An 18,615-nucleotide genomic window follows, 5' to 3' on the forward strand; every position below is an offset into this window, starting at 1 on the left:
CTTGGCCATACGCGTCGCGGTTCCGCCGAAGGATCGGCCCATCGCGCGACGGAACGACGGGACGTCCGGGATGATCAGGGACACGGGGAACGCCGCCGCCGGCACGACGGAAACGGGTGGCGGGTCCGGGGGGCGGACGGGAAGTCTGAGCCGCCGCGCCTTCCTGGTCGGCACCGGCGCCGGCCTCGGCGCCCTCGGGCTTTCCGGCTGCGTGTCCTCCGACGGCGTCCTGCGCGCCGAGGCGGCCAGGACCTACGGTCCGATGCCGGGCGAGAAGTTCCCGATCCCGGCGACCGACATCAGCAAGCTCGATCCGAAATACTTCCGCCGCACGGTCCCGTACGAGACCAAGGAGGCCGCCGGGACGATCATCGTCGATCCGGCCAACTACTACGTCTACCGCGTCGAGGGCGACGGGAGCGCGACCCGCTACGGCGCCAATGTCGGCCGCGACGGCTTCCGGTGGAGCGGCGACGCCTATGTCGGGCGCAAGTCCGAATGGGCGACCTGGACCCCGCCCAAGGAGATGATCAAGCGCCAGCCCGAGGCGGCCAAGTACGCCCGCGGCATGCCCGGCGGCCTCGACAACCCGCTCGGCGCCCGCACCCTGCACCTCTACCAGAACGGCGCCTACACGCTCTACACGATCTACGCCTCGAGCGAGCCCGACACGATCGGCTCGGGCATCACCAGCGGCTGCGTCGGCCTGCTGAGCCAGGACATGATCGATCTCTACGCCCGCACGTCGGTGAAGACCAAGGTCGTCGTCCTGCCGGCCTGAGGGGGCCCGCGCGACGGACGGGCTCAGCGCGGCGCGGCCATCCGCAGGGTCCCGCGGCCGGCGGCCTTGGCCGCGTAGAGGGCCGCGTCGGCGTCGCTGAACAGGTCCGAGGGCGCCGACCACGCCGCCCGCGCGATGCCCACGGAGGCGCCGAAGCGGAGGCGCACGCCGCGGTGGAGGACGGGCTCGCGCAGGGCCGCGACGATCCGCCGGCCGAGCGCCTCGCAGAGGGCCGCGTCGGCCTCCCGCCGGAGAAGGACCGCGAACTCGTCCCCGCCGATCCGGGCCACGAGGTCGGCCGCGTGGCAGACCTCGCGCAGCCGCCGGGCCGCTTCCCGCAGGCAGGCATCGCCCACGGCGTGCCCATGGGTGTCGTTGATCGCCTTGAAGCCGTCGAGGTCGACCAGCACCAGCGCGCCGGTCTCGGAGAGCTCCGCCAGCCGGCCGTCGAAGACCGTCCGGTTGGCGAGGCCCGTCATGCCGTCGAACTCCGCCATCCGGCGCGTGCGGTCCGCCAGCAGCTTCTGCTCGGTGATGTCCTGCTTGAAGCCGAACAGGCGGGCCGGAACGCCGTCCCGGGTCTCCACCGTCGCGGTGATCCGGATCCAGCGCCGGCTGCCGCGCCGCCCGACGATCTCGGATTCCAGGGTGAACGAGGACCGGCGGCCGATCGCCTCCGCCCGCACGGCCACGAGCTCGCGGCGCGCCGCCTCGGTGTAGCAGGCGAGCGTGTCCCGGCGGCTCGGCGTCGCTCCGCGCGGGAACTCGAAGAGGTCGTAGACGCCCCCGCTCCAGCGCAGGGTCTCGCCCGGCAGGTCGCAGTGCCAGAGGCCGATCCCGGCCTCGGCCGAGGCCCGCTCGAAGACGCGCGTCCGGTCGGCGAGGGCATCGGCCTGGCGCTGGATCAGGGCCGCATGGGCGGCGAGTTCGCCGCGGAGCGCGAGGATCGTCGCGGTGTCGCGCCACCGCTGCGCCGCCGCGGCGTCGACGGCATGGGTGGCCACGCGGAGGGCGGCGGAGGCCAAGCGTCCGCGACGCGGAACCCGCAGCGGGTCGGTGGGATCACCGGAAGACGTCAAGGGTCGTGCCCCGTTCGAGCCGAGGCACGAGACCCGAAGCGCGCGAAGATCGCCGGCAGCGATCTCCCCGGTTCCGAGACGTCCTCAGGTCCCCACGATAGGGGCAGCCAGGTTAACGGAGGTTAACCGCCGCGGCACGTCCTGTCACGCTTCGCTTATTCGGCGGCCTTGTCCCCGTCCTGGGCTTCGATCTTGTCGACCGGCGGCTCGGCACTCGCCACGGACTTGCGCTCGAGCATCGGCTGCAGGCGCTCGGCCAGCTGCTGGCCCAGGTGACGGGTATAGGCGTTCTGGAAGTAGCGGGTGCCGGTGCCGCGGCCGTAGAGGCGGTCATGGGCCTGGATCATCGCGTCGACTTCCGGGCGGCACAGGAAGCCGGTGATGCCGGCGGCCTCGTACCAGCGGCCCGCCCGGGCGTGCCGGGTGGCGGCCGGGTTGGACAGCACGGTCTCGGCGAAGCACTCCGTCGCCGCGCGCTCGAGGGGCGACATCACCGCGTGGGGTTGGGCCGGATTACGCCCTGCCGCCTCCGCCGCGGCGCCCCATCCCAAGGTCGTCACCAACGCGCCGAACAGCAAAGCCTTCATCGTGGGAAGCCCCGTGCGAAATCGATCTCGATCCGACGCGAGTATTCACCAGGGATTGGGTCCGGAGAAGGGCGGAAGTCCGGCACGCCGGCGTCGGACGACGATCGGCGCGCGGTTGTGGCGCGCCCATCACAGGGTGGCCTGTCAGCCCCGGCGCTCGGCGTTCCAGCGCCCGCTGCAGGCGATCAGGCCGGTGGTGTTCCAGGTGCCGTTGCCGGTGCCCGAGCGGCCGAGCCGCCCGACCACGTCGGCGGCGTCGTTGCCGCGGGAGATCACGGCCCGCACGGCGCCGCTCTGCGAGACCCGGCCGTTGATGTTGAACTCGCCGCCGGCGTAGCTCGCCTCGCCCCGCCGGATCTGCACGCCGTAGCGGTAGGCCCGGTCGCAGGGGCCGTCGAGGGTGACCACCTCGATGCTCCAGGTGCCGTCGTAGCGATTCGGCACCTGGACCTTCTTCTTGGCGGCGTCGGCGACCCCGGCGGAGGCGGTCAGGAGGGCGAGGGTGGTCGCCGCGAGGGCTGCGCGTCGCATGGCATTCCGTTCGTGTTTCGACTCGACTGGGCCGAGAACGAGCGTGGCCGCCCGTCGGTTGCGCCCCTACGCGTTCGTCGCGTGCGCCAGCGCTCCCGTCAGCAGCGCCAGAACGTCGCCGCCGGCCTGGAGATAGCCATCGACGCCGGCCGCCTTCAGGGGCTCGGCGAGGTCGCCCGCCTTGCCGGCGAGGTAAAGGGTGGCGGCGCCCGCGGCCTTGAGGGCCCGGGCGGCCTCGACCGCGTGGATCGCGTAGAGGGCGTCGGAGGAGCACAGGCAGGCGATGCGGGCACCCGAGGCGCGGAAGGCCTCCGCCAGGGCCGCCGGATCGGTGAAGCCCTCCTGGTTCACCGCCTCGATGCCGCCGGCCGCGAAGGCGTTGGCGGCGAAGGTCGAGCGGGCGTTGAAGACCGCCACGGGGCCGAGATTGGCCAGGAACACCGAGGGGCGGCGGCCGCTCGCCGCGAGCGCCGCGTCGGAGGCGTCGCGCAGGGCCTCGTAGGGCTCGGCGAGGCGCCGGGAGGGCAGGGGCGCGCCGGTCATGGCCGGCCCGCGGCCGAAGCCGGCGGCCGGGGGCGCCGCCACGGGGGCGACCTCCAGCACCGTGACGGGCTTCTCGGCGAGGTAGGGGAACTCGCTGGCGCCGGTCAGCGCCTCGCGGCGGGTGGCGACGTTCCGGGACCGGGTCGCCCGCGTCGCGGCGATCCGCTTCTGGATCATGCCGCTCCGCAGGCTCGCGACGATGCCGCCCTCATCCTCGATCTCCTGGAAGGCGGCCCAGGCGGCCGTGGTCAGCTCGCCCGTCAGCGTCTCGAAGCTGCCGGCCCCGGCGGCCGGGTCGGCGACGCGGGCGAGGTTCGATTCCTCGATGAGGACGATCTGGCTGTTGCGCGCCACGCGCCGCGCGAAGGCATCGCTCAGGCCCAGGGCCGCCGTGTAGGGCAGGGCGGTGATCGCGTCGGCACCGCCGAGGCCGGCCGAGCAGGCGGCCATGGCGGTGCGCAGGATGTTCACGAAGGGATCGCGCCGGGTCATCATCCGCCAGGCGGTCTCGGCATGGAGGCGCAGGGGCCGGGGCGCGAGGCCGCAGGCCGATTCCACCCGCGCCCAGAGCCGGCGCATGGCCCGGAACTTGGCGATGGTCAGGAACTCGTCGGCATCGGCCGTGAGCAGGACCGCGACGGCATCGCGGGCGCGCTCCAGCGGGTGCCCGTCGGCCTCCAGGACGCGCAGGTAGTCCACGGCGGTGGCGAGCACGGCCGCGAGCTCGGCGGCCTCGCTGGCTCCGGCCTCGTGGTAGGGCCGGCCGTCGGCGAGGCAGGCGCGTCCCGTGAAGCCCTCGGCGTCGAAGGCCGCGAGGGTGCGGCCGATCTCGGCGCCGTACTTCTCCGCCAGGGACCCGCCGGCGGCGAGGGTGCCGACGGGGTCGAGGCCGAGGTCGAGGTCCAGGCCCTTCAGGGTCTCGCCGCGGGCCTTGACCACGTCCTTGATCAGGAAGGCGGCCTCGATCCCGCGCGCGCCCGCGTCGAGGCGGGTGGCGATCAGCGGCAGCATCACGTTGCCGAGAGCCGCGTCGAGGTCGGCGGCGTTCGTGGCGGTGAGGCCGTAGCCGCGGGCGGCGGGGGCGCCGGCGAAGACCAGGGCGAGGGCATCGGCGCCGCCCTCGAGGTCGGCGAGGGCGAGGGCGCTCGCCTGGGCTCCCTCCGGGTGGTCGACCCGCTGGGACACGCGCCACGGGCCGGGCGCCCGCATGGGCTGCGCCACCGGCGCGGCCGCGTCGTAGAGGGGCTCGATGCGGAGGCCGTCGGCGGTCTTCGAGACGAGGCGCTTCTCGAAATCCCCGCCCTTCAGGACACCGTCGACGAGGCCGAGCCAGCGCTCGCGGGTCGCGGGCGGAAACAGGTCGGCGAGGGGACGGTCTTCCATCGGGGCTGGCCTCCGCATGTGCTTGGCTCCGGCCAAGCGGCTCGGCTCCGGCCGAGCGCGGCCGGGCCGTCTTTCCGGACAGCCCTTGCACGCGGCGGAGCGCGGACGCAATCGCCTCGCCCGCCTGTATTCTTTATCTCCGCCGGTCCGCGGATCGGCGCCCGCGCCTCAGCCGAAGAGGATCAGGCCGGCGAAGCCGAGGGAGCCGACGATGATGCGCCACCAGGCGAACAGCCGGAACCCGTGCGAGGCGACGTAGTCGAGCACCGTCCGCACCACGATGAAGGCCGAGATGAAGGCGACGATGAAGCCGATGATGATCAGGCCGGTGTCGTCCCGCGAGAGGTTCTTGTAGTTGTCGAGCAGGTCCTTGGCGAAGGCCCCCGCCATGGTGGGGATCGCGAGGTAGAACGAGAACTCGGTGGCCGAGCGCTTGTCGGCGCCCATCAGCATCGCGCCCACGATGGTGGCGCCCGAGCGCGACACGCCCGGGATCATCGCGATGCACTGGAACAGGCCGATCTTGAAGTCCATCGGCAGGGTGAAATCGAAGACGTCGCGCTTCTTCACCTCGAGCTCGGTCTCGTCGAGGACGAGCAGGACGATGCCGCCGGCCACCAGGGTCGCGCAGACGATCCAAGGGTTGAAGAGGTAGTACTTGATGTATTTCGAGAAGAGGCCGCCGATGATCGCCGCCGGCAGGAAGGCCAGCAGGATGCCGAGGACGAACCGGCGCGCCTTGGGGTCGTTGGGCAGCGACAGGGTGATGCCCAGGAGCCGGCGGAAATAGACCGCCAGGATCGCCAGGATGGCGCCGAGCTGGATCAGCACCTCGAAGGTGTTGTTGGGCGATTCGAAGCCGATGAAGTGGCCGACGAGGAGCTGGTGCCCGGTCGACGAGACGGGGATGAACTCGGTCGCCCCCTCCACCACGGCGAGCACGACCGCCTTCGCGATGCCCATCGCATCCATCATCTCAGCGCCTCGACGGTTGGGGTGTTTCGTGGGACCGGGCCGGCCCGAAGCGGGTGGTGCATCCACCTTGCGCGGCCTTCGCGGATCGGGGCCGATCCGTCAAGGTTGACGGATGGTTATCGCGTTCGCGACGAGCGTGTTAATGAGGCGGCAACCATCGGGCCATAAGTGTCATAGCTGCCGACCATCCCCGCGGGGTCTCGACGCGGCCCGTCCCCCGGCAAACCCTCCCCGTGCGAAACGGCCTCGATGGCGACGCTTTACCACTCTCCCTTCTGCCCGCATTCCCGCTTCATCCGCCTCGTCCTGTCCGAGATGGGCATGGAGCCGACGCTGATGGAGGAGCGTGCCTGGGACCGGCGCGAGGCCTTCCTGCTGATCAACCCGGCCGGGACGACGCCGGTGCTGGTGGAGCAGACCGGCCTCGCCGTGCCGGGGGCCGGCATCATCGCCGAGTATCTCGACGAGACCCGGGGGCTCGGCCTGAGCGGCCGGCGCCTCCTGCCCGAGACCACGGCGGCCCGGGTCGAGGTGCGCCGCCTGCTCGACTGGTTCCTGGTCAAGTTCAACGCCGAGGTGACCGAGTACCTCGTCACCGAGAAGATCTCGAAGCGCTTCATGAACAGCGCCAACGGCGGCGGTCCGCCGGACATGAACGCCATTCGCGCCGCGCGCACCAACGTGCGCTACCACATGAAGTATATCGGCTACCTGATGTCCCGCCGGAAATGGCTGGCGGGCGACCATCTGACCTATGCGGATCTCGCGGCGGCGGCCCACCTCTCCTGCGTGGATTATCTCGGCGACGTGCCATGGGACGAGGACGAGACGGCGAGGGACTGGTACGCGCGGGTGAAGTCGCGCCCGTGCTTCCGCACCCTGCTGGCCGACCGGGTGCCGGGCATGGCCCCGGCGGACCACTACGCGAACCTGGATTTTTGAACGCACCGCAGGCGCGCGCCGCGAACAAGCCGCCGCGGAGGATCCTCGCGGGCGCCGACCTGCGCCGGGCGGTCGAGGCGCGCGCCCGCCTCCTCGGCTTCGAGGCCGTCCGGGTCACCCGGCCGGACGCCGTTCCCGAACTCAAGGCCCGGCTCCCCGCCTGGCTCGCCGCCCGGCACCACGGCGGGATGGACTGGATGGCGGAGCGCGCCGACCAGCGCGCCGACCCCGCCACCCTGTGGCCCGGGGTCCGCAGCGTGGTCATGCTCGGCATGAATTACGGCCCCGCGGACGACCCCCTCGCGGTCCTGGCACGGACGGACCGGGCTGCCATCGCGGCCTACGCCCAGCGGCGGGACTACCACGAGGTGGTCAAGGGCAAGCTGAAGGAACTCGGCGGCTACCTGTCGGCCAAGGGCGACGTCCGGGTGAAGGTCTTCGTCGACACGGCGCCCGTGATGGAGAAGCCCCTGGCGGCCGCCGCCGGCCTCGGCTGGCAGGGCAAGCACACGGTGCTGGTCTCGCGCGCGCTCGGCAACTGGCTGCTGCTGGGCGCGATCTACACCTCGGCCGAGCTGGAGCCCGACGCGCCCGAGGCCGACCATTGCGGCTCGTGCCGGCGCTGCCTCGACATCTGCCCGACCAACGCCTTCCCGGCGCCCTACCGGCTCGATGCCCGCCGCTGCATCGCCTACCTCACCATCGAGCATGCCGGGCCGATCCCGACGGAGTTCCGCGCCGCCATCGGCAACCGGGTCTTCGGCTGCGACGACTGCCTGGCGGTCTGCCCCTGGAACAAGTTCGCCGCCACGGCCGCCGAGGGCCGCATGGCCGCGCGCGCAGACCTCGCCGCGCCGCCCCTGGCCGCGCTCGCGGGCCTCGACGAGGCGGCCTTCCGGGCGCACTTCGCCGGCACGCCGGTCAAGCGCACCGGGCGCGACCGCTTCCTGCGCAACGTGCTCATCGCGATCGGCAACTCCGGCCAGCCCGCGCTCGCCGCCGCCGCGGAGGCGAACCTGTCCGATCCGTCGCCCCTGGTGCGCGGCATGGCGGTGTGGGCGCTCGGCCGCCTCGTCGCCCGGCCGCGGCTGCGGGACCTTTTCAACGCCCGGGGTTTCGGCGAAACCGACGACGCCGTCCAGGCCGAGTGGCGCCTCGCCCTCGACCCCGCCGGCCCCGAGACGACGGGACACGCCGCCGCATGAGTCGCCTGCCATGAAGTGCTTGTCATGAATCTTTTCGTCTTCGGCCTCGGCTTCACCGCCCGCCGCTTCGTGGAGCGCGCCCGCGACCGCTTCGACAGGGTCCGCGCCACGGTCACCGATCCGGCGCGGACCGGCCCCGGCGACATCGCCGAGCTTCGGGCCTTCGGACCCGATTCCGACGACCCCCGCATCGCGGCCGACCTCGCCGACACGGATGTGCTCCTCGTCTCGGCCCCTCCGGTCCGCGACCTCGACACGACCCTCGCGGTATACCGCGACGCCATCGCGGGCAGCCGCATCGGCTGGATCGGCTACCTCTCCACGATCGGCGTCTACGGCGACCACCACGGCAACTGGATCGACGAGGACACGGCCCCGAGCCCGGTCAGCGGCCGCTCCCAAGGCCGCCTCGCCGTGGAGGCGGCCTGGCTGTCGCTCGGGCGCGAGACCGGCAAACCCGTCCAGGTGTTCCGCCTCTCGGGCATCTACGGCCCGGGCCGCAACCCGATCGTGAAGCTGCGCGAGGGCAAGTCGCAGCGGATCATCAAGCCGGGACAGGTGTTTAACCGCATTCACGTGGACGACATCGCCACGACGCTGCTGGCCTCGATCGACCGGCCGCGCAACGGCGCCGTCTACAACGTCACCGACGACGCGCCGACGCCGCCGCAGGTGGTCACCGAATACGCCGCCAAGCTCGCCGGCCTGCCGCTGCCGCCGGAGGTGGATTTCGAGACGGCCGACCTCAGCCCGATGGCGCGCAGCTTCTACGGCGAGAACAAGAGAGTGAGGAACCACCGCATCCGCCAGGAACTCGGCGTCGACCTCGCCTATCCGACCTACCGCGAGGGCCTCGCCGCCCTCGTGGCGGACGCGCGGACCTGAGACTCGCTCAGGCCGCCTGCCGATTCGCCGGCACGCCGAAATGGTCGCGATAGCGCGCCGCGATGGCCGAGACGGGCAGCACCACGAAGACGTCGATGGTGCCGAACTGGTGGTCCACCACCGCCCCATCGCCGAAGGTGGCCCCGACGCGCAGGTAGCCCTTGATCAGCGGCGGCAGCGCCTGAAGCGCCGCCTTCGGGTCGACGGCCTCGCGCGCCAGGCGGTTCATCGCGACGTAGCGCTCCGGCAGGGCGCGGGCGCACCAGCCCTCGGCGGCGCGGGCGTGGTGGTGGAGGAAGCTCAAGGGCAGGGCCAGGCGCTCGGGGTCGGTCCCCTCCAGGCTGGCGCAGCCGAGCATGGCATCGATGCGGTGATGCTGGACATAGGCCCAGATGCCGGCCCAGAGCAGTTCCACCGTCCGCTTTGTCCGGTAGGGCTTGAGCACGCAGGAGCGGCCGAGTTCGAGGAAGCGCGCCCCCGGATTGGCCGCCATCATCGGGGCGATGTCGTACTCGCCCGCGGTGTAGAAGCCGAAATGGCGGTCGGCCGCCTCCTGGCGCAGGAGCCGGTAGGTGCCGACCACCTTCGGCCGAGGCCGGCGGAAAGGCTTGGTTGCGAAGGGCGAGGCATCCACGGTGGCGTGATCGATGACGAGGAGGTGGTCGCAGACCGCGTCGTAATCGTCGATGTCCCGCCGCGACAGCATCGCGAGTCCGCTCGGGACGGCCGACATCTCCTCGTAGAACACCCGATAGCGCAAGCGCTGCGCCCGCCGGATCTCGGAGACCGTGGTGGCGAGCCGCACTTCCAGGGTGCCGATGCGGCCGAGCGTCGGCGCCAGGCCAGGCGCAGCCAGGGGTTTCCTGAGACGGGGCTTGAACCGGATCGGCGCTGTACCCGGCGGAAGCAGCAGGCCGCGCGGATGGAAGGCGGGCAGGCCGGCACGGCCCGCCTCGGCGGTGCGCTGCTTCAGCCTGGCGAAGGGGGCGTGCACATGCGCCTCCCAGCCATTGAGCCACGCCGTGGAGGCATCGCGCGCGAAGTTCGGGACCATCGTCCAATCCGCCCTGTCGGGACACCGAGGCGGCTCCGCGGGAGCCCCTGGCCTCGTGCCTTCGGGAGGTCACAAAATCACGAAGCCCACACGCTTTTATGACACGGATTGCTGTTTTGCCAGAGGGGCTTGGAATGGATCAGAACCGGCCCTTCGGCGACGTCCCGATGGGTAGTCGCCGAAGGATCGGACCCGCGCGATCTCAGACGAACTGGTTCAGGCCGGGGATCGCGCTGACGATCGGTCCCATCACGTCCTCGCCGGCCTTCTCGCGGCCATAGGCGAACAGCTCCTGGCCGAGGGGCTGCATCTGGCCCATCGGTACGCCGGCCGACATCAACTTCTGGCCCAAGGCCATGACGCCGCCGCCGCCCATCATGCCGCCGAGCATGCCCATCAGGCCGCCGCCGCCCTCGCCGGCATTGGACTCGGCGACCGCGGTCTCGGATCCCGGCAGGGCGCTGAGCAGCTGGCTCACCTCGGTGGCGGGTCCCTCCTTCTGGAGGAAGGCTAGGATGTGGCCGATGGCGGTCTGGGCCGTCGCGGCATCGAGGCCGGTCCGGGTCGTGACGCGGGCGATCAACTCTTCCATCTCAAACGGGCTCCTGGGTGGCCGTGTGTTCCGCGCGGCCGGGATTGCTGCTCGGTCGGGACGTTGTCCTTCCGGCCTCGCCGCCCCGAAATCAAGGCCGGCCCGCGAAGCGCTGGAAAATGCCGCGGTCGCGGCCCATAACCGTCAAGGTCGATGCCGCCGCGCCCAGGTCGGCGAAGAGGAGCGGACGGTCATGCAGGACGATGGCACGATCCTGGTCGGCAAGGCGCCGCTGAAGGATGGAACCTTGAAGCCCGAGGGCCTGACCCTCCGGCTCGCCAACCGCCACGGTCTGGTGGCGGGGGCCACCGGCACCGGCAAGACGGTGACCCTTCAGGTGATGGCGGAGGGCTTCTCCAATGCCGGCGTCCCGGTCTTCGCCGCCGACATCAAGGGCGACCTCTCTGGGCTCGCGGCGGCCGGCGAATCCAAGCCGGTCTTCGTCAAGCGCGCCGAGGAACTGGGGATCCCCTACGAGCCCGACCGATTCCCGACGGTGTTCTGGGACCTGTTCGGCGACCAGGGTCACCCGATTCGCTGCACCGTCATCGAGATGGGACCGCTGCTGCTCGCGCGCCTGCTGGAGCTCAACGATACCCAGGAGGGCGTGCTCAACATCGCCTTCCGGGTCGCCGACGACAACAAGTGGCCGGTCCTCGATCTCAAGGACCTGCGCGCCCTGCTCCTCTACCTCACCGAAAACCTGAAGGCGGTCTCGGGCCAGTACGGCAACGTCTCGGCGGCTTCGGTCGGCGCCATCCAGCGCCAGCTCCTGATGCTGGAGAACCAGGGCGCCGACCGATTCTTCGGCGAGCCGGCCCTCGATCTTAATGACTTCATGCGGGTCGATCGCGAGGGGCGCGGCATCGTCAATATCCTTGCCGCCGACAAGCTGATGCAGCGGCCCCGGCTCTACGCTTCGTTTCTGCTCTGGATGCTCTCAGAGCTGTTCGAGCAGCTGCCCGAGGTCGGCGACCTCGACAAGCCGAAGCTGGTATTCTTCTTCGACGAGGCGCACCTGCTGTTCGACGATGCTCCGAAGGCCCTCCTCGATGCGGTGGAGCAGGTGGTGCGCCTCATCCGCTCGAAGGGGGTCGGCGTCTACTTCGTCACGCAAAACCCCCTCGACGTGCCGGAATCCGTCCTCGGCCAGCTCGGCAACCGGGTGCAGCACGCGCTGCGCGCCTTCACGCCGCGTGATCAGCGCGCCGTGAAGGCCGCCGCCGAGACGTTCCGCCAGAATCCCGGCTTCGACGTCGCTCAGGCGATCACCGAGCTCGGCGTCGGCGAGGCGCTGGTGAGTTTCCTTGAGGCGAAGGGTACGCCCTCGGTGGTGGAACGCGCCCTGATCGCCCCGCCGCAGGGGCGCGTCGGTCCGATCACCCCGGCCGAGCGCGCCGAGCTCATCGCGAAGAGCCCGGTGCGGGGCAAGTACGACCAGTCGGTCGACAACGAGAGCGCCTACGAGATGCTGGCCGCCCGCAAGGGCCTCGATGGCGCCGGCACGGACGGGGCCGAGCCTGCGGAGGGGGGGCTGGGTGGCATGCTCGGCGGCTGGCTCGGGGGCGTCCTCGGCTCGAAACCCACGGGCAAGGGCGGCCGTCGTCCGGCCCCGGGCCTCGCCGAGCAGGTCCTCGGCAATGCCGCCCGCTCCATGGCCCGCAAGGTCGGGACCGAGGTGGGGAACGCAATCCTGCGAAATGTGCTGGGCGGGCTCACGAAGCGCTAGGGCGTCGGGCACCGACGCAGTCGCCAGCATTGACAAAATACCCCGTCACCGCCTATCCACCGCCTCTCGCGCGGCTTCCTCGACGAAGTCCGCGCGTTTCGCGTTCGCGCTCGGCCCAGGCGACAAGCCCCGATCCGGTGTCGCGGATGACCTGAACAAGAAGACGGTCCAGGATTCGCCGCGAGGCGCGCCGGAGGCCGGCAGAGAACACGAAGAGAGAACGATGTTCGCAGTCATCAAGACGGGCGGCAAGCAGTATCGCGTTGCCGCCAACGACACCATCACGATCGCCACCCTCGAAGGCGAGGCCGGCTCGGCCGTCACCTTCGGTGACGTGCTCCTTTTCACGAACGGCGAAGGCGCCACTCAGGTCGGCGCGCCGCTGCTCTCGGGCATCAGCGTCACCGGCGAGATCGTCAGCCACGGTCGCGACGCGAAGGTCATCGCCTTCAAGAAGCGTCGCCGCCAGAACTCCCGCCGCAAGCGGGGCCACCGCCAGCACCACACGGTGGTCCGCATCACCGGCATCAGCGCCTGACGATCCGACCTGAGATCCAAGAATTCGGAGTAACTCCTCATGGCCCATAAAAAAGCAGGCGGCTCGTCCCGCAACGGCCGCGATTCGGCCGGCCAGCGCCTCGGCGTGAAGAAGTTCGGCTCGGAAGCCGTCATCCCGGGCAACATCATCGTGCGGCAGCGCGGCACCAAGTGGCATCCCGGCACCAATGTCGGCATCGGCACGGACCACACCCTGTTCGCCAAGGCCGCTGGCCGCGTACTGTTCGAGACGAAGCGCGGCCGCGCCTTCGTCACCGTCGTTCCGGTTCAGGAAGCCGCCGAGTAAGGCGCTTCCCCGGGGCCTTCCGCCAGGCGGGTCCGACCACCAGATGATCCCGGGGAAGATGGGAAACCGTCTTCCCCGTTGTCGTTTCTCGCCCTCGACGCTTCGGTGGCGCGCCAGCGCCCCGACATCCAACCTGATCTCGAGTCCGCCCGTGAAATTCCTCGACGAAGCCAAGGTCTATGTCCGCTCCGGCGACGGTGGCGCCGGCTGCGTGGCCTTCCGCCGCGAAAAATTCATCGAGTTCGGCGGGCCGAACGGCGGTGATGGCGGGCGCGGCGGCGATGTCTGGGTCGAGTGCGTCGACGGGCTCAACACGCTGATCGACTATCGCTACCAGCAGCACTTCAAGGCCAAGAAGGGCGAGCACGGGATGGGCTCGAACCGCCACGGGGCCAACGGCGCCGACGTGGTGCTGAAGGTGCCGGCCGGCACCGAGATCCTGGCGGAGGACGGCGAGACCCTGATCGCCGACATGACCCATGTCGGCCAGCGCGTGCGCCTCGCCAAGGGCGGCAACGGCGGTTTCGGCAATGCCTACTTCACCACCTCGACCAACCGGGCTCCGAAGCACGCCAATCCGGGCCTGGAAGGCCACGAGCAGTGGGTCTGGCTGCGCCTGAAGCTCATCGCCGATGCGGGCCTCGTCGGGTTGCCCAATGCCGGCAAGTCCACGTTTCTCGCCACCGTGACGGCGGCCAAGCCCAAGATCGCCGATTACCCCTTCACGACGCTGCATCCGGGCCTCGGCGTGGTGCGCTCCGACGAGCGCGAGTTCGTCCTCGCCGATATCCCGGGCCTGATCGAGGGCGCCCATGATGGGGTCGGCCTCGGAGACAGGTTCCTGGCCCACGTGGAGCGCTGCCGTGTGCTGCTGCACCTCGTGGAAGCCACCAACGAGCATGCCGGGCAGACCTACAAGCTCGTCAGGCGCGAACTCCAGGCCTACGGCCACGGCCTCGACGAGAAGCCCGAGATCGTTGCGCTCTCGAAGGCCGACGTGGTCGATCCGGACGTCCTCAAGGAGCAGGTCGCTCGTCTGAAGCGCGCCTCGAAGAAGAAGCCCCTGGTCCTGTCGTCGGCCACCGGCCTCGGCGTGCAGGATGCGTTGCGGGCCCTCGCCCGCGAGATGGACGAGGCCAAGCTGGCCGAGGCCGAGGCGCGGCCTGCGGAGGCGTGGCAGCCCTGAGGAGAGGCGGCAAGCCCTTGTGCGAAGGGCGACCGGTCGTCACAAGCGGACAATCGTCCTCCCGCCGACGCTGCCGATGACCTCCGACGTCCAGATCCCCAACCTCCAAGATTTCCGCCGCATCGTCATCAAGGTCGGCTCGGCCCTCCTCGTCGATCGGACGCGCGGGCGCCTGCGCCATGCATGGCTGAGCGCGCTCGCCGAGGACATCGCAGACCTTCATGCCAGCGGGGCCGACGTACTCGTGGTCTCCTCCGGTGCCATCGCGCTGGGACGCACGGTGCTCGGCTACCCGCCCGGGACCCTGCGCCTTGAGGAAAGTCAGGCGGCGGCGGCCGTCGGGCAGATCGCTCTGGCGCGGCACTGGTCGGAGGCTTTGGGACATCACGGCATCGCGGCCGGCCAGATCCTAGTGACACCGCAGGACACCGAAGAGCGCCGGCGCTACCTCAATGCCCGTGCCACGGTTCTGAAGCTCCTCGAGGTGCGAGCCGTGCCCGTGGTCAACGAGAACGACACGGTCGCCACCAGCGAGATCCGCTACGGCGACAACGACCGCCTCGCCGCCCGTGTCGCGACGATGATCGGCGCCGACGTGCTGGTGCTGTTCTCGGACATCGACGGCCTCTACACCGCGCCGCCGCACACCGACCCGGACGCGCGTCACCTCCCTCTGATCGAGCGGATCACCCCCGAGATCGAGGCCATGGCCGGCGGTCCCGCCTCGGAGCTCTCGCGCGGTGGCATGCGCACCAAGGTCGAGGCGGCCAAGATCGCCGCGAGCGGCGGCACCCACATGATCATCGCCGACGGGCGCGAGAAGAACCCCCTGCGCACCATCCTCGGGGGCGGGCCCTGCAGCTGGTTCCTGTCCGGCTCGAACCCGGTCACCGCCCGAAAGAGCTGGATCGCCGGATCCCTGGAGCCGCGCGGCATCCTCACCGTCGATGCCGGCGCGGCGCGCGCCCTCCAGGGCGGCGCGAGCCTGCTGCCGGTTGGAGTCATCAAGGTCCAGGGCGGTTTCGGGCGAGGCGACGCGGTGGTGATCCGCGACGAGGCCGGGCGAATCCTGGGACGGGGCCTCGTGGCCTATGACAGCGACCAGGCCCTGCGCATCATCGGCAGGCCGAGTCGTGAGATCGCAGATCTTCTCACCCACCCCGGCCGCGCCGAGATGGTGCATCGCGATGACCTCGCTATGGTAGGGGAATAGCTGATCTGTCAGCGGGAATGCTTGTTTTGACCGTATCCGGCATGGCATGACGGACGTTAACACATGGCGGCCGCGCCCCATTTCCGGGACGGTCGCGAGGATGAAGGCCGTGCCCGTTCTGAACCTGCGAACCGATTTTGTGCCCCCCGGCGACCTCTCCGAGGAGATGAACGCCATCGGCCGGCGCGCCCGCGCCGCCGCCCGGCAGATCGCCCTCGCCCCAGCTCAGACCAAGGACACGGCCCTACGCCTGATCTCCGAGCGCCTGCGCGCCGAGCGGGACGGCATCCTGGCCGAGAACGCCCGCGACGTGGAAGCGGCTCGCGCCGCCGGCCAGACCCAGGCGCTCATCGACCGGCTCACGCTCGATGCGGGCCGCCTCAGCGGCATAGCGGACGCGGTGGCCAAGATCGGCGCGCTGCCCGATCCCGTCGGACGGCAGGTGGCGGCATTCGAGCGGCCCAATGGCCTGCTGATCGAGCGCATCGCCGTGCCCCTGGGGGTGATCGGCGTCATCTTCGAGAGCCGGCCCAACGTCACCGCCGATGCCGGCGCGCTCTGTCTCAAGGCCGGCAACGCGGCGATCCTGCGGGCGGGCTCGGACAGCCACCGCTCCGCGATGGCCATCGCCCGCGTCATGCGCGCCGGACTGGAGCAGGCGGGCCTGCCCGCGGACGCCATCCAGATCGTGCCGACCCGCGACCGCGCAGCGGTGGGAGCGATGCTGACCGGCCTCGACGGCGGCATCGACGTCATCGTACCCCGCGGCGGGCGCGGCCTCGTGGAGCGGGTGCAGGCGGAAGCCCGCGTGCCGGTCTTCGCGCATCTCGACGGCATCTGCCACGTCTACGTGGCGGCGGGTGCCGACCTCGAGATGTCCCGGACCATCGTCCTCAACAGCAAGATGCGGCGCACCGGCATCTGCGGCGCCGCCGAGACCTTGCTGGTCGACCGTGCCTGCGCCGCCACACATCTGGGCCCCCTCGTCTCCGCTCTGCTGGCGGCGGGCTGCGCCGTGCGCGGCGACGCCGCCACCCAGGCCGTCGACGACCGGGTCACCGCCGCCACCGAGGCCGACTGGCGCACCGAGTATCTCGACGCGATCATCGCGGTGCGCGTGATCGACGGCCTCGACGCCGCGATCGCGCACATCGAGACCAACGGCTCGCACCACACCGACGCGATCATCACCGACGACATGGCCGCGGCGACCCGCTTCCTCGCCGAGGTCGATTCGGCGATCGTGACCCACAACGCCTCGACCCAGTTCGCCGACGGCGGCGAGTTCGGCTTCGGAGCGGAGATCGGGATCGCCACGGGTCGCATGCACGCGCGTGGGCCGGTGGGCGTCGAGCAACTGACCACCTTCAAGTACCGCGTCCACGGGAACGGGCAGACCCGTCCTTGATGCGGGGCTTCCCGATCCGTCCGGACCCCGATGCGCCTTGACGCGTCGGGGCCGGCGCACCTGCCCCCCGTCGCGTCGGGCCTGCGCATCGGCCTCTATGGCGGCTCCTTCAACCCGGCCCATCTCGGGCATCGGCATGTCAGCCTCGTTGCCCTGAAACGCCTGCGTCTCGATCGCGTCTGGTGGATGGTGACGCCGGGCAATCCACTGAAGGACCGGGGCGATCTCGCGGCCATCGACCGGCGAGTGCAGCGGGCAGACCGCGTCGCCCATCATCCCCGCATCGCGGTGACGGATTTCGAATCGCGGATCGGTGCGCGCTACACCCGCCAGTCCCTGCGCTTCCTCACCCTCCGCAACCCGTCGGTGCGCTTCGTTTGGATCATGGGCGCCGACAGCCTCGCGACATTTCATCGCTGGCAGGGATTTTCCGAGATCGCGAGCCTGATGCCGATCGCGATCATCGATCGGCCGGGCTTTACCCTGACCGCGCCGGCCGCCCGCGCGGCCCGAGCCCTCGGGCGCTGGCGCATTCCGGAGCCGGAGGCGCCGACCCTGGTCGACCGGCCGGCCCCTGCCTGGGTCTTCCTGCACGGGCCGCGCTCGACCCTCTCCTCGACGGCGCTGCGGGCCAGCACGGAAAGCGGCGCTTAGGCCGGTCATGGAAAAGGCAAGAGCCACATTCCACTTTATCCGCATACAGGGTACGATCACGGGATGACGATGGCGATTGCAGGAACCCAGACGCTGAACGACGCGGCCCACACCGGATCCTCAGGCTCCGACGATTCCACCGACCGGAAGATCGACGATCTCCGAAGCTTGGCCCTCGACTGCCTCGAGGACATGAAGGCCGAGGAGACGATCGAGATCGATCTGATGGGCCGGACCTCCCTGGCTGACACCATGATCATCACGTCCGGCCGCTCCCAGCGCCACGTCGGCGCCATCGCCGACCGGGTCCTGCAGGAGATGAAGTCGAAAGGGCTCGGCACCGCGCGCGTCGAGGGCCTCCCGGCCTGCGACTGGGTGCTGATCGATGCCGGCGACATCATCCTGCACATCTTCCGTCCGGAGGTGCGCGGCTTCTACAATCTCGAGAAGATGTGGGGTGCCGACCGTCCCACCAGCGACCGTCCCCTCTCCGCCCTGGCCGAGTGAGCGCCGGCGCCGCTCCGTGCGCCTCCTCGTGGCGGCGGTCGGTCGCCTGAAGCCCGGTCCCGAACGCGATCTCGCTGCCCGTTACCGCGAGCGCGCCGCGCAAGTGGGTCGCGGTCTCGGCTTCCCCGCTTGCGACATCGCCGAAATCCCGGAGAGCCGGGCGCGTCGTGCCCAGGACCGCGCTGCCGAAGAGGGGGTTGCGATCCTCGCGCATGCGACCGCCGGTGCGGTGCTGGCGGTCTATGACGAGCGCGGGCGCTCCGACCTCACCAGCGAGACCATCGCGACGCGGGTCGGCGACTGGCGCGATGCCGGCCGCTCAATCCTCGTCCTCGCCATCGGAGGCGCCGACGGCTTCGACCCCGGCGTACGGAACCGGGCCGAGCTCGCCCTGTCCTTCGGTGCCGCCACCTTGCCGCACGGGCTTGTGCGCGTCCTCGCCCTGGAGCAGGTGTATCGCACGCTGACGATCCTTGCCGGCCACCCGTACCACCGCGGAAATCTCGACGAGCGATGA

General features: G+C 70.7%; 19 protein-coding genes and 1 pseudogene. 13 read left to right on the forward strand and 7 right to left on the reverse strand.

Annotation, left to right across the window (positions count from 1 at the left end; all coding sequences use genetic code 11):
- Positions 1–70: 70 nt before the first annotated feature.
- Positions 71–781, forward strand: a complete 711-nt coding sequence (locus tag AC0IWM_RS04775) for a L,D-transpeptidase (RefSeq protein ID WP_471753309.1) — start codon at positions 71–73, stop codon at positions 779–781.
- A 23-nt stretch (positions 782–804) separates the two neighbouring features.
- On the opposite strand, the gene AC0IWM_RS04780 is transcribed toward AC0IWM_RS04775, so the two are convergent.
- The 5 genes from AC0IWM_RS04780 to AC0IWM_RS04800 form a co-directional block, all read right to left on the reverse strand.
- Complete coding sequence (locus AC0IWM_RS04780; protein WP_471753310.1) at positions 805–1,806, reverse strand: diguanylate cyclase domain-containing protein; 1,002 nt, start codon at positions 1,804–1,806, stop codon at positions 805–807.
- A 209-nt stretch (positions 1,807–2,015) separates the two neighbouring features.
- On the reverse strand, positions 2,016–2,447 hold the full coding sequence (locus AC0IWM_RS04785) for a hypothetical protein (protein WP_471753311.1): 432 nt from the start codon (positions 2,445–2,447) through the stop codon (positions 2,016–2,018).
- A 144-nt stretch (positions 2,448–2,591) separates the two neighbouring features.
- Complete coding sequence (locus AC0IWM_RS04790) at positions 2,592–2,978, reverse strand: hypothetical protein (protein ID WP_103708441.1); 387 nt, start codon at positions 2,976–2,978, stop codon at positions 2,592–2,594.
- Between the two features lie 66 nt (positions 2,979–3,044).
- Positions 3,045–4,904, reverse strand: a complete 1,860-nt coding sequence (locus tag AC0IWM_RS04795; protein ID WP_471753313.1) for a methylmalonyl-CoA mutase family protein — start codon at positions 4,902–4,904, stop codon at positions 3,045–3,047.
- Between the two features lie 168 nt (positions 4,905–5,072).
- Entirely contained in the window at positions 5,073–5,876 is an 804-nt protein-coding gene (locus AC0IWM_RS04800) for an undecaprenyl-diphosphate phosphatase (protein ID WP_056467894.1), read from the reverse strand.
- Between the two features lie 252 nt (positions 5,877–6,128).
- Here AC0IWM_RS04800 and AC0IWM_RS04805 point away from each other — a divergent pair, with 252 nt between their 5' ends.
- From AC0IWM_RS04805 to AC0IWM_RS04815, 3 genes are read left to right on the forward strand one after another with little or no spacing between them, the layout of a single operon-like run.
- On the forward strand, positions 6,129–6,821 hold the full coding sequence (locus tag AC0IWM_RS04805; protein ID WP_056466467.1) for a glutathione S-transferase family protein: 693 nt from the start codon (positions 6,129–6,131) through the stop codon (positions 6,819–6,821).
- A gap of 59 nt (positions 6,822–6,880) precedes the next feature.
- Entirely contained in the window at positions 6,881–8,026 is a 1,146-nt protein-coding gene (gene queG / locus AC0IWM_RS04810; protein ID WP_471753514.1) for a tRNA epoxyqueuosine(34) reductase QueG, read from the forward strand.
- Positions 8,027–8,050: 24 nt separating this feature from the next.
- Positions 8,051–8,911: an SDR family oxidoreductase gene (locus AC0IWM_RS04815; protein WP_471753314.1), complete on the forward strand. Its 861-nt coding sequence runs from the start codon at positions 8,051–8,053 to the stop codon at positions 8,909–8,911.
- A 7-nt stretch (positions 8,912–8,918) separates the two neighbouring features.
- On the opposite strand, the gene olsB is transcribed toward AC0IWM_RS04815, so the two are convergent.
- Both olsB and AC0IWM_RS04825 read right to left on the reverse strand, forming a co-directional pair.
- Positions 8,919–9,965 (reverse strand): l-ornithine N(alpha)-acyltransferase, encoded by a 1,047-nt coding sequence (gene olsB / locus AC0IWM_RS04820; protein WP_471753315.1) that lies wholly within the window; start codon positions 9,963–9,965, stop codon positions 8,919–8,921.
- Positions 9,966–10,167: 202 nt separating this feature from the next.
- A pseudogene (locus AC0IWM_RS04825) lies at positions 10,168–10,611 on the reverse strand (DUF2267 domain-containing protein); the annotation flags it as partial.
- A 139-nt stretch (positions 10,612–10,750) separates the two neighbouring features.
- Between AC0IWM_RS04825 and AC0IWM_RS04830 the strand changes: the two are divergent.
- The 9 genes from AC0IWM_RS04830 to rlmH all read left to right on the forward strand — a co-directional run bounded on the left by AC0IWM_RS04830 (position 10,751) and on the right by rlmH (position 18,615).
- Positions 10,751–12,286 (forward strand): helicase HerA-like domain-containing protein, encoded by a 1,536-nt coding sequence (locus AC0IWM_RS04830; protein WP_471753316.1) that lies wholly within the window; start codon positions 10,751–10,753, stop codon positions 12,284–12,286.
- Between the two features lie 223 nt (positions 12,287–12,509).
- Entirely contained in the window at positions 12,510–12,824 is a 315-nt protein-coding gene (rplU, locus tag AC0IWM_RS04835; protein ID WP_055947814.1) for a 50S ribosomal protein L21, read from the forward strand.
- Between the two features lie 39 nt (positions 12,825–12,863).
- Complete coding sequence (gene rpmA, locus AC0IWM_RS04840) at positions 12,864–13,130, forward strand: 50S ribosomal protein L27 (protein ID WP_056466480.1); 267 nt, start codon at positions 12,864–12,866, stop codon at positions 13,128–13,130.
- A gap of 151 nt (positions 13,131–13,281) precedes the next feature.
- Positions 13,282–14,316, forward strand: a complete 1,035-nt coding sequence (gene obgE, locus AC0IWM_RS04845) for a GTPase ObgE (protein WP_471753317.1) — start codon at positions 13,282–13,284, stop codon at positions 14,314–14,316.
- Positions 14,317–14,392: 76 nt separating this feature from the next.
- A complete protein-coding gene (proB, locus tag AC0IWM_RS04850; RefSeq protein WP_471753318.1) occupies positions 14,393–15,529 on the forward strand; it encodes a glutamate 5-kinase in 1,137 nt (378 codons plus the stop codon).
- Between the two features lie 109 nt (positions 15,530–15,638).
- Positions 15,639–16,937: a glutamate-5-semialdehyde dehydrogenase gene (locus AC0IWM_RS04855; RefSeq protein ID WP_471753319.1), complete on the forward strand. Its 1,299-nt coding sequence runs from the start codon at positions 15,639–15,641 to the stop codon at positions 16,935–16,937.
- Positions 16,938–16,967: 30 nt separating this feature from the next.
- Positions 16,968–17,591 carry a nicotinate-nucleotide adenylyltransferase gene (locus tag AC0IWM_RS04860; protein WP_471753320.1) on the forward strand — a complete coding sequence of 208 codons (624 nt, stop codon included), beginning with the start codon at positions 16,968–16,970 and terminating at the stop codon, positions 17,589–17,591.
- A gap of 63 nt (positions 17,592–17,654) precedes the next feature.
- Complete coding sequence (gene rsfS, locus AC0IWM_RS04865; RefSeq protein WP_471753321.1) at positions 17,655–18,098, forward strand: ribosome silencing factor; 444 nt, start codon at positions 17,655–17,657, stop codon at positions 18,096–18,098.
- A gap of 16 nt (positions 18,099–18,114) precedes the next feature.
- Positions 18,115–18,615 carry a 23S rRNA (pseudouridine(1915)-N(3))-methyltransferase RlmH gene (gene rlmH, locus AC0IWM_RS04870; RefSeq protein ID WP_471753322.1) on the forward strand — a complete coding sequence of 167 codons (501 nt, stop codon included), beginning with the start codon at positions 18,115–18,117 and terminating at the stop codon, positions 18,613–18,615.

The organism is Methylobacterium sp. AC433 (assembly GCF_979253015.1).

Excerpts from the sequence above, each read along its gene's own strand:
- AC0IWM_RS04775 (WP_471753309.1), top strand. The coding sequence starts at position 71 with ATGATCAGGGACACGGGGAACGCCGCCGCCGGCACGACGGAAACGGGT.
- AC0IWM_RS04785 (WP_471753311.1), bottom strand. The coding sequence starts at position 2,447 with ATGAAGGCTTTGCTGTTCGGCGCGTTGGTGACGACCTTGGGATGGGGC.
- AC0IWM_RS04790 (WP_103708441.1), bottom strand. The coding sequence starts at position 2,978 with ATGCGACGCGCAGCCCTCGCGGCGACCACCCTCGCCCTCCTGACCGCC.
- AC0IWM_RS04795 (WP_471753313.1), bottom strand. The coding sequence starts at position 4,904 with ATGGAAGACCGTCCCCTCGCCGACCTGTTTCCGCCCGCGACCCGCGAG.
- AC0IWM_RS04800 (WP_056467894.1), bottom strand. The coding sequence starts at position 5,876 with ATGGATGCGATGGGCATCGCGAAGGCGGTCGTGCTCGCCGTGGTGGAG.
- AC0IWM_RS04805 (WP_056466467.1), top strand. The coding sequence starts at position 6,129 with ATGGCGACGCTTTACCACTCTCCCTTCTGCCCGCATTCCCGCTTCATC.
- AC0IWM_RS04815 (WP_471753314.1), top strand. The coding sequence starts at position 8,051 with ATGAATCTTTTCGTCTTCGGCCTCGGCTTCACCGCCCGCCGCTTCGTG.
- olsB (WP_471753315.1), bottom strand. The coding sequence starts at position 9,965 with ATGGTCCCGAACTTCGCGCGCGATGCCTCCACGGCGTGGCTCAATGGC.
- AC0IWM_RS04830 (WP_471753316.1), top strand. The coding sequence starts at position 10,751 with ATGCAGGACGATGGCACGATCCTGGTCGGCAAGGCGCCGCTGAAGGAT.
- rplU (WP_055947814.1), top strand. The coding sequence starts at position 12,510 with ATGTTCGCAGTCATCAAGACGGGCGGCAAGCAGTATCGCGTTGCCGCC.
- rpmA (WP_056466480.1), top strand. The coding sequence starts at position 12,864 with ATGGCCCATAAAAAAGCAGGCGGCTCGTCCCGCAACGGCCGCGATTCG.
- proB (WP_471753318.1), top strand. The coding sequence starts at position 14,393 with ATGACCTCCGACGTCCAGATCCCCAACCTCCAAGATTTCCGCCGCATC.
- AC0IWM_RS04860 (WP_471753320.1), top strand. The coding sequence starts at position 16,968 with ATGCGCCTTGACGCGTCGGGGCCGGCGCACCTGCCCCCCGTCGCGTCG.
- rsfS (WP_471753321.1), top strand. The coding sequence starts at position 17,655 with ATGACGATGGCGATTGCAGGAACCCAGACGCTGAACGACGCGGCCCAC.